Source organism: Alcaligenes sp. PF14, assembly GCF_037150615.1.
Lineage (GTDB): Bacteria > Pseudomonadota > Gammaproteobacteria > Burkholderiales > Burkholderiaceae_B > Alcaligenes > Alcaligenes phenolicus.
The window spans coordinates 17,769-27,314 of sequence record NZ_JBAGRS010000012.1 but is presented as its reverse complement, the minus strand read 5'-3'; the positions used below and the strand labels follow the sequence as shown (position 1 = coordinate 27,314).

Here is a 9,546-nt window from a genome sequence, read left to right as displayed (position 1 = left end):
ACCGGCCTCACGCAAAGCCCAAACAGCACGTCCAGAAGAAAGCCTCCTCCTGTCAAAACCAGCGCCCTCCCACTTCAAACAAGCCCTCGCATACAAGGCTCGACAAAACACTCAATCCCAATCAAGCCAACCCTGTACCCAAGCGACATATCAATCCAAACTAATCCCAGCCTTAGTCACGATATCGTGCCAATAATCCGCCTCCGCAGGCAGTCCCTTCCGAAACTCCTCAGCAGAAACCTTGGACAGCAAATACCCTTGATCCAGCAACTTGCTGCGAATAGCCGGATCAGCCAGAACCTTCTCCAAAGCCCCTTCAATCCTGCTCACGATCTCCGTCTCCGTCCCGGCAGGAACAGCCAACGCCCACCAGTTGCTGATCACCACGTCCTTGTAGCCCAGCTCCTCCATCGTGGGGACATCAGGCAAAGCCGGGAAGCGCTCTGGCAAGGCCACTGCCAAGGCCTTCAAACGACCTTCAGGCAAAAAAGCCGCCCCCAAACCATAGCTGCTGACAAACATCTGCACTTCATTGCTCAACAAAGCCTGAATCCCCGGCGCCGAGCCTCGGTAATGAATACCCAGCATGTCGCCCTCCAGAGCCTCGGACAGCTTCCAGGCCGACAGCTCCGGCGTTGTGCCTGCTCCTGGCGTCCCGTAATTCACCTGCCCTTTGCGCTGCTGAACATAATCCCGGAATTCAGCCATATTCTTGACCGGCAAATCTCCATTCACATAAACAAAAGCCGCCGCATCCGCCACCTTGTTGATCACATACAAATCCTTGAACGGGTCATAACCCATGTTCTTGTACAAGAACTGATTGATCACAAAATTATTGGTGGCTGAAAACAGCAAGGTGTAGCCGTCCGGCTTGGAGCGCGCCACCATCTGCGTGCCAATATTGCCGCCCGCGCCGGTCTTGTAATCCGTAATTACCGTCTGCCCCAGCTCCATCGACAGTTTGGGCTGCAAGATACGGAAAATAATGTCACCCGCCGCTCCTGGAGGGTAAGGAATCACCACTCGCACAGGGTGATCGGGATAATCCGCCCAGACCGGACCTGCCGCAGCCAGACCAAGCGCAGCCACCAAGCCCACCACCGTCTTTTTAATTGCTTGCATCTTGTCTCCCCCGCGCGCCTTTTACAGGTCTATGCGCATCAAATCCGTTGCCAAACGCAAATCGCCTTTGTAGCTTTTGCGAATATCCCGAGCCACTTCATCCAGACGCTCCGGCCCCATCAAATCAACCGGCAAATGATTGCCCGCCGCACGTTTAATCACCGGACTGGTGGAGTCGTAATGTCCAAAATGCGTGGCCACTAAACTCTTCACATTGGCTTTACGAGCGATCTCGCCCAACTGCAAAGGACTGGTATGGGCAAACGTGCCTACCCCTGACTGCGCGCGATGCTTCAGGAAAGACTCCGGAAAAGTGCACTCATGTATCAGCAGATCCGCATCCTGCGCCAGGCGAATCATGGACTCACACGGAGCCGTGTCGCCACTGAACGCCACAACCTTGCCTTCAGCCTCCATACGAATACCAAAGCAGTCCGTAATTTCGCTAGGAATGTGGTCCACCACATCAATGTAGATTTTGACGTCCTCGTCCTCGTACATCAGACCTGGCTCCACCTCGAAGACCTCGGGGCGTACCGCTTCAATATTTTTCTGACGAGCCGGATAAGCCGCACGAGCCTGAATATCCACACGAAACGCGCCATTCTCGAAGGAATGATCCACAAAATCCTGCGTGCCTTTGGGGCCAAAAACCTTCAGCTTGCCTTCACGGTTAAAAACCCAGCTGGACAGTACAAAAAAAGGCAGACCGCACACGTGGTCATAGTGCAGATGGCTTAAAAACACCCAAGGCACATCGGCTGGATTGATATTGGCCTTCACCATCTGACGCGTGGACCCTTCGCCACAATCAAACAGATAATTCTTGCCATTCTCCAGCGTCACCAAAATGGACGACTGAGCACGATCGGGATCTGGCAACGCAGCGCCGGTGCCAAGCATGGTTATCTTCACGTAAAACTCCTCCAAACAATAAAAACATCCAGCACCAGAACAGTGCCTTCCCTATAAAGTCATAAAGTTCTATTTTTAGGACTTTATGGAAAAAGTGTACACCTCGCTATCGAGCGGCATAACTTGGTGTTTTTACCTAGGAGTGTCGTAAAGGCGCAGCGCGCCTGGGATGGCAGTCTTAAAGGCCAGGTGTCAGCTCGGTCTGAATGCTGAGATATTTAGCGGGATAAAAGACCTGTGCCGCATAAACCAGTTGATTTGCACGGTTCACAATCAGGCGAATTACCCGCACCACAGGCATGCCTATATCCATATTCAAATGGCGTGCTAAATCCGCATCGGCAACCCGCACGGTCAGTGTCTGACGAATAGTATGGATCTGCTCGCGAGCCAGACGATTCAGCACCAGCAGCACAGGTTCCTGACTTAATTCCGGTTGCAAGGTCTGGGCCAGTGTATTCAACACGTAGACCGTATTCAGGCTGTAAGCCACGCCATCAGCGTAATTCACACGGCTGGTCCACCAATATTCATCGGGCAAGGACTGCCCGGTAATTTCAATGGGCAAGGATCCCAGACCATTGTCCAGCTCCACCATGACCGAATCCAGACGCGTCAGATGTTCAATCAAGGCATCCCAATTGGTGGGCAACATCAGCCAATGGTCTTGCGCGACGTCGCCAATAACAAACGTGCCCTTGCCGCGTGTGCGCTCGATCAGGCCTTCGTGTTCCAGCTCATCCAGTGCCGCCCGCACGGTAGCGCGCGAGACGCCATACTCCTGCATCAACTCCTCTAACGTGGGAATACGCGTTCCCACCGGCCATTCGCCACGCTCCAGGCGCGCTCGCAAGGTATATTTCACCTTGAGCGACAGAGGCAATTTGGACTGTTTGCGCAGCGATGAACGTGTGGGATCGACCATACCAAGAGGCAAGCAAGCACAGGAAAGTGACAAGTCCACATCATAGCCTGCGATGAGTTAAGCCGGAGATGTCCCAAAAAGGTTTAATCTTGAACAAGCAAAGCGTTTATTTTTGCAAAAGTTGGTAAACGAAAATTAAACGTATCGGATACATTATCCCAATCATTGCTTAACTCTTGATACGAGCCCGAGCCCATGGATGTTTTGCCTTCCTCCGCCTCGCACTTGGCCCAAATTTACCTGCTCGGTACCTACCGACTCCTGGTGAAAGGACAATGCCGCGCACAAATCATTAACTACGATAAAGCGCGTATTTTATTGTCCATGTTGGCCTTGGCCCAGGGCAAGCCGATTAGTCGCAGCCGTTTGGCTGAAACGATCTGGCATGAAGACCCCATCAGTGTGGGCCGCGCTCGTTTACGCCACGCGCTGCACGCCTTGCGCCGCGCTTTTGAAGGTTGTGATCAGGCCCTGCACATTACCAATGACACCCTGGCCCTGGACCCCAGCCACACCCAGGTGGATGTGCTCAGCCTGTTGCAACACCCCAGTCAGCCATCGCTTAACGATCTGGAGCGCCTGAACCTGTATCAGGGCCCCTTGCTGGGGCAGGTAAAACTGCACCATGGCGAGCAGTTACAGGACTGGTTGCAGGATACACAGCAAAACATTCGTCAAACTCTGTCGCAATGCCGTGACCGTTACATACAGTCTGGCCTGAGCACGCTGCCTGCACCGCAAGCAGTCAGTTACCTTAAACGCTGGCTCCTGATCTGGCCTGAAGAAGAAAAACTGCATCAAGAGCTGATTCGGCTGCTGAAACAGGAAGGCCAGCATGAAGCCGCCCTGCACGCCTACGAGCAATGCTCGGTCTTGCTGGCCGACCGCCTGGGCTGCGAACCCAGTGCCCAGACACGCAGTCTGGTGGATTTGCCGGCACGCTCGATCAGCCCTGCCAAATCCTTACCCACGACGGTCTCCCTGCGCCTGCGCCCCTTGGCCGCGGTCGGCTTTTGCCTGCGCTTTGAGCCCGGTCACCGGCATGCTCGTGAGCGCGGCGGCCATCTGCTGGGACAATGTCGCCAGACCTTGCAAACCTTGATTGAACAGCATGGCGGCTGGCCCTGTGAGGCTGGCCCCAATCAGTTGATTGCCTACTTTGGTTATCCCGAGTTGCTGGAGTCGCCCGTCGCGCAAGCAGCCGCATTGGCACGGGTTGCGGCAACCTTGCGCATGGATGAACACGTCAAGCTGAGCATCGCCCTGCACGCCGATCTGGCCATGGACGATCAAAGCGCTTACCCCGATCCCTGGGGCCAACTTGCACAAGTGGTGCTGCCCTTGAGCTGGGAAGCCAGCCCCGGCACGCCACGTATCAGCGTGCAGGCCGCTCTGCGTCTGGACACCAAGGATGTGCAAGGCCCGCTGGGCCGCCAGAGCGAAGCGCTGTGGCTGAATCTGAGCCCTTCCGACGCAGACCCTACGCGTTTAACCAGCCGCGTCTATGGCCGCTCGCAAGAGTTCGACCATCTGGTGCAAGCCTGGGCGCATATCGGTCCCAACCGTGCCTTGCATCACATTGCCATTCACGGTCGCGCTCATATCGGCAAGAGTCTGCTGGTGCAGTCTCTGGCGGACTATGTGCAGAAAACCGCCCACCACTGCATTGTGCTCAATTGTCGTGAAGACAAGCGTCGTGTGGCCTGGCATCCGATTCGCCTCTGGCTGCACGAGCAGATTGCCGACTACCTCACCTCGCAAAACGGCAAGCAGCGCGATCCCTTCTCCGTGCAAACCTTGCAAGAGGCACTGGAAATCAGCCCCAAACAGGCCCAGTCCCTGCATCAATGGCTAAATAGCGGCCCGGACGAGCAAGACCTGAACGAGCCTTCCACGGCTCATATGGATTTATTGTTCAATTTGCTCAGCGGCCCGGGCAATTCGCCACGCCGTCGCTTGCTGATTATTGAAAACGTGCAATGGGCCGACCCGCCTTCCCAGCGCCTGATCCGCTTGCTGGCGCACACGGCCCCGCGTCACCCGACCTTGCTGCTGACAACCAGCCGCAAACCCGGTCATGGACTGGAACGTGCCGAGCACCTGAGCCTGCGTACACTGGATCGCTCCAGCATCAACAGCCTGTTAAGCGGCCAACGGGGACAAAGGCTGGCGCGCGATAAACGCAGCCGCCTGGTCCGCTTAAGCGCAGGCAATCCAGGCCATGCCAACGAGCTGCTGCGCTGCCATGAGCTCAATAGTGAATGCAGTGATGCCTTGTGCCTGACTGACCTGGTCTGCACCCAGTACCACAGCCTCCTGCCCGCAACACGCCACATCCTGACCAGCATCGCCTTGCAAGCACAGCCTATTTCCATCGACGAGCTGGCCCTGATGCTGCGCCTGGAAAACACCGCCTTGAGCAGTGGACTGGACACGCTGGCGACGCTGGATCTGATCGATGTGCATGACAAGCATGTCTCCTGTCTGCCGCTGGTCTCCCAGGCACTGGAACGTGTGGCGATGCAGGAAGAACTGCGTCAGGCCCACTACGCCATCGCCCAGCACGGCATACGCCGCCGTCACGCGCCCGAGTACATTGCCCTGCATCTGTGCGAAGCGGAAAGTCCGGAAGCCGCCTTCTGGTGGCAGCGTGCGGCCCGCGAAGCGCTGGCACAGGACGACCTGCGCCAGGCCAGCCAATACCTGCAGCGCTCCTTGAACCGCAGCGAATTGATTGAAGATTTGCAGGTTCGCCAAACCCTGCAATTTGAATGTCGCATGTTGCAAGGCGCGATTGAGTCCTCGTTGTACGGCCCCGCCTCCGCCTCTACAGCCATGGCCTACGAGCTGGGCCATGAGCTGCATGACGAGCATGACTCGGATCAGGTCATGATCAGCTTGTGGACAGCCTGGACAGCCTTTCAAGCCCAGGGCAATTTCGAGCAAGCCCTGCAAAAAGCGCGCCAGTTACTGGCTCTGGCCAATGAAACCAGCCACGATCAGAACCGCAGCTGGGCCTTGTACGCCATTGGTCAGCACGAGCTGTGGAAAGGGAATGTCACCAATGCCATCCAGACGCTGAACCTGAGCCTGGCCGTCTTTGATGACCTGAAGGAGCAGAACGGTCGTCAGGCCATTGCCGAGCACTTTCCTCAGTCCATTACCTTTGGAACCCTGAGCGTCGCCCTGGCCTTGAAAGGCAATATGGATGCTGCTCAGCAGCATGTCCATCTGGCCTTGCAATCCTTGCGTGTGGATACCACTTTTTCACTACGCGCCATTACGCACTTGTTCGTCATGCAGGCCTACTACCTGATGGAACAGCTTGAAGACTGTCAGCAAGTGGCCGAGCTGTCCTTGCAAGAGCTGCAAAAATCGCATAACCCCGAGCCCTGGTCTGCACTTAGTCGCTCTTACCTGCACTATTGCCAAGTGATGTTGCAAGGCCGAGAAACCAGCCTGCAGTCCCTGCTCGATTGCGTACAGATCGCCCAGTACGGTCTACCCATCAGCACCGATGGCCTGATGAGCCGTATTGCTCGCGCCATGATACGTCTGGGTCGCAGCAATGAAGCCATGCCCTGGCTGGACAAGGCTGCCGCTCAAGGTCTGCGTTATGACACCAATAGTCTGGGCACCGAGCTGCACTGTGTGCGCGGAGACGCCTGGATGGCGCTGGGCGAGAACGCACAAGCCTTGCAGGAATGGAATCTGGCCGAGCAACACATGGAAAAACATGGCTTGCATCGCTACGCAGACTGGATTCAGACACGCCGACAGGCCGTGCAAAAGCTCAAGGTCTAGTCAATAAAACCAGCAAGCACAAGAAAATGCTCCCAAGGAATCAGCTTGATCCTTGGGGGCATTTCAGATCCGCTACCGATAATTGAATCGGCTTAAAGCAGCCACTCGATCGGCAGGATAGACAAGACGCCTACCCCGGCTCGACGCCAGATACTGGCATTCGGCTCGGAGGTGAAAAAGCGCTGGGTGCCGTCTTCGTTCAACTGAATCCACACCAGATCACCGTTTTCATCCAGTTCCACACGATAGCTGCGGTAAGGCAGGACGTCCTCAAAACTCTTGGACAGGGCTTGCGCCATTTCAGGGCTCTCGATAATAAAGCCCAGCTCCGTATTCAAATTGACCGAACGCGGATCGAAATTAAAAGAGCCCACAAACAGGCGCTTACCGTCTACCGCAAAGGTCTTGGCATGCAGAGCCGAACCCGAGCTACCAAAAGGCCCGGAGCCGTGACGCGTAGGCTTGTCCATGGTGGGCCGCAGCTCCAGTAACTGCACCCCAGCTTCCAACAAGGCTTTACGTCGTTTCGCATAGCCTGCATGTACGGCCGTCACGTCCGTTGCAGCCAGGGAATTGGTCAGGATACGGACCTTCATGCCAGGCCGCTTCATCATGTCCTCAAAGGCCCGTACACCTGCAGCGGTAGGCACAAAGTACGAGGACACCAGGTCCACCTGGCTGGTGGGCTTGCCCAGCACATGGTCCATTTGCCAGACCATCAATTGCTCAGGGTTGACCGGGCCCAGGGCCTTGGCCGGATCATCACTGATCATGGTGGTCCGCGCCCACTGGAAATCCAGCTCGCCACGCACCAAATGGCTGACCAGATCCGATTCACGCAGCACCTGCTGGTAATCCTTGGCGCGTGGTTGCGCTTCGGCTTCCTGCAACTTGGCCTGAAACTTCATCAGGGCTTCCGAACCACCCGTTTTGATCAGGCTGTCCACCGGATAGGCCGATTGACTGGCCCAGTAACGGTCAAAATCCTTGGAGACGTCCTGCACCACCGCGCCAATTGCCATCACGTCCAGATCCGCAAACAAGACGTCCTGAGTCGCACCGAAGTACTCATCGCCCACATTGCGCCCACCAATAATGGTGACCTGGTTATCCACGGTAAAAGACTTGTTGTGCATGCGCCGGTTCAGACGGGAAAAGTCCGTCAGAAAACCCAGAGGTTTGGGCCAGCGCAGCACAAAGGGGTTGAACAGCCGTACCTCGACATTGGGGTGAGCGTTCAAAGCGGCCAAGATATCATCCAGCCCGGTGATGCCGTTGTCATCAATCAACAAGCGCACACGCACGCCACGCTCGGCAGCCTGCAATAAAGTGCCCAGCATCAAGGTGCCGGTGGTGTCGCCCCGCCAGATGTAATACTGCACGTCCAGCGTTTTTTGAGCGGCAAAGGCTAACAAGGCACGGGCAGCATAGGCATCATGTGGATCGAACAAAGGATAAATGCCCGACAAGCCAGGATGCTGCTGAACTAAGGGAGCCACTGCCTGGCCAATCATGGTTTCCTTGGCCTGATCCAGCGGCAACGCCTCGCTGTGGCTACGTCCTTCCAGCGAAGGCAGGGCACAGCCTGTCAGGCCGGCCAGCAAGGCCCCACCCGCCATCAAGCTGCGCCAGAAAAAGGACGGTGCTTGTCCCGTAGAACGAGGAATCGTCGGCTTTTTGGCGGGGTCGATTTTCATGAAGGCATCTCTGTGGACATGGACATCGCTCAACATAGTAGCACCGCCCTCGGGACCAGGCCTGGGCATGTTTCGCAATCAATACTTGCAGCAAGTGGCAGGGCGGACAACAATAAAGCATCCACCCATTCTTTAAACTTGAAATAAAAGTAGCATGCCCCCCGCAACATCTCCTGCCTTACTGCCCCGTCACCTTGCCATTATGTTGCTGTTAATGCTGGGCAGCTCCTTCGCCGCCAACCATATCGCGGCCAAAGTGGCGCTGGACCATGGCACCGGGCTGATCATCTCGGTTATCTTTCGCTCGGCCGCGGCCACCCTGGCCTTGAGCATGCTACTGATCTGGCGCAAGCAAGCCCTGTATGTGCCCCGTCAGTATCTGGGCTGGCAACTGATGCTGGGCGGGCTGATCACCATGCAGTGCATGCTGATTTATTCCTCCATTGCCCGTATCCCCGTCGCCTTGGCCTTGCTGGTGGCCAATATGTACCCGATTCTGCTGGCGCTACTGACCTGGATACTGGGCGGGCACAAACCCACGCGCAAAACCTCCATCATCATGATGGCAATTCTGGTCGGCCTCTTGTTGGCGCTGGACGCTCCCAGTCTGATCAAGGGCGCAACGCTGGATGGGCAGTGGGTCCTGGGCGTGGTTTGCAGCCTGCTGACCGCCCTGACCTTTGCGATTGGACTGTGGATTACAGAAAATAAACTGGCGCCCTTGCCCGGCCTGGTACGCAGTTTCTGTACCATCAGCCAAACTTTGGTCTGCCTGATTGCACTTAGCCCTCTGGGACTGCTGCCCGGTGGCTCTTCCCTGCCCCACGACGCTGTAGGCTGGATTGCCCTGTCTCTGGTCTGTGTGCTGTACACCACGGGCTTTGTGACCCTGTTTGTGCTGGCTCCCCGCCTGGACATGACACGCAATGCGCCCTTCATGAATATGGAGCCGGTGGCCTCGCTGATTCTGGGCTGGCTGATTCTGAAACAAACCTTGAACTCCACCCAATTGCTCGGTGGCGCGGTGGTGCTGAGCGGGATTGTGGCATTGGCCTACCAGCGCGCCCCACGCAAGTAAGT

The 9,546-nt window shown here is 56.4% G+C and carries 6 protein-coding genes; 2 read left to right on the top strand and 4 right to left on the bottom strand.

The features are described 5' to 3' along the window. Positions 1 to 150: 150 nt before the first annotated feature. The 3 genes from WFM49_RS18280 to WFM49_RS18270 all read right to left on the bottom strand — a co-directional run bounded on the left by WFM49_RS18280 (position 151) and on the right by WFM49_RS18270 (position 2,965). Entirely contained in the window at positions 151 to 1,125 is a 975-nt protein-coding gene (locus tag WFM49_RS18280) for a Bug family tripartite tricarboxylate transporter substrate binding protein (RefSeq protein WP_336974794.1), read from the bottom strand. Between the two features lie 21 nt (positions 1,126 to 1,146). After that, positions 1,147 to 2,040 carry an MBL fold metallo-hydrolase gene (locus WFM49_RS18275; protein ID WP_035273671.1) on the bottom strand — a complete coding sequence of 298 codons (894 nt, stop codon included), beginning with the start codon at positions 2,038 to 2,040 and terminating at the stop codon, positions 1,147 to 1,149. A gap of 178 nt (positions 2,041 to 2,218) precedes the next feature. After that, a complete protein-coding gene (locus tag WFM49_RS18270) occupies positions 2,219 to 2,965 on the bottom strand; it encodes a GntR family transcriptional regulator (RefSeq protein ID WP_336974789.1) in 747 nt (248 codons plus the stop codon). Between the two features lie 195 nt (positions 2,966 to 3,160). Between WFM49_RS18270 and WFM49_RS18265 the strand changes: the two genes are divergently transcribed. After that, a complete protein-coding gene (locus WFM49_RS18265) occupies positions 3,161 to 6,769 on the top strand; it encodes a BTAD domain-containing putative transcriptional regulator (protein WP_336974787.1) in 3,609 nt (1,202 codons plus the stop codon). Positions 6,770 to 6,861: 92 nt separating this feature from the next. Here WFM49_RS18265 and WFM49_RS18260 read toward each other — a convergent pair whose 3' ends face one another. Beyond that, positions 6,862 to 8,466, bottom strand: a complete 1,605-nt coding sequence (locus WFM49_RS18260; RefSeq protein ID WP_336974784.1) for a phospholipase D family protein — start codon at positions 8,464 to 8,466, stop codon at positions 6,862 to 6,864. A gap of 154 nt (positions 8,467 to 8,620) precedes the next feature. Here WFM49_RS18260 and WFM49_RS18255 point away from each other — a divergent pair, with 154 nt between their 5' ends. Next, positions 8,621 to 9,544, top strand: a complete 924-nt coding sequence (locus WFM49_RS18255) for an EamA family transporter (protein ID WP_250756060.1) — start codon at positions 8,621 to 8,623, stop codon at positions 9,542 to 9,544. The last annotated feature ends 2 nt before the right edge of the window (positions 9,545 to 9,546 follow it).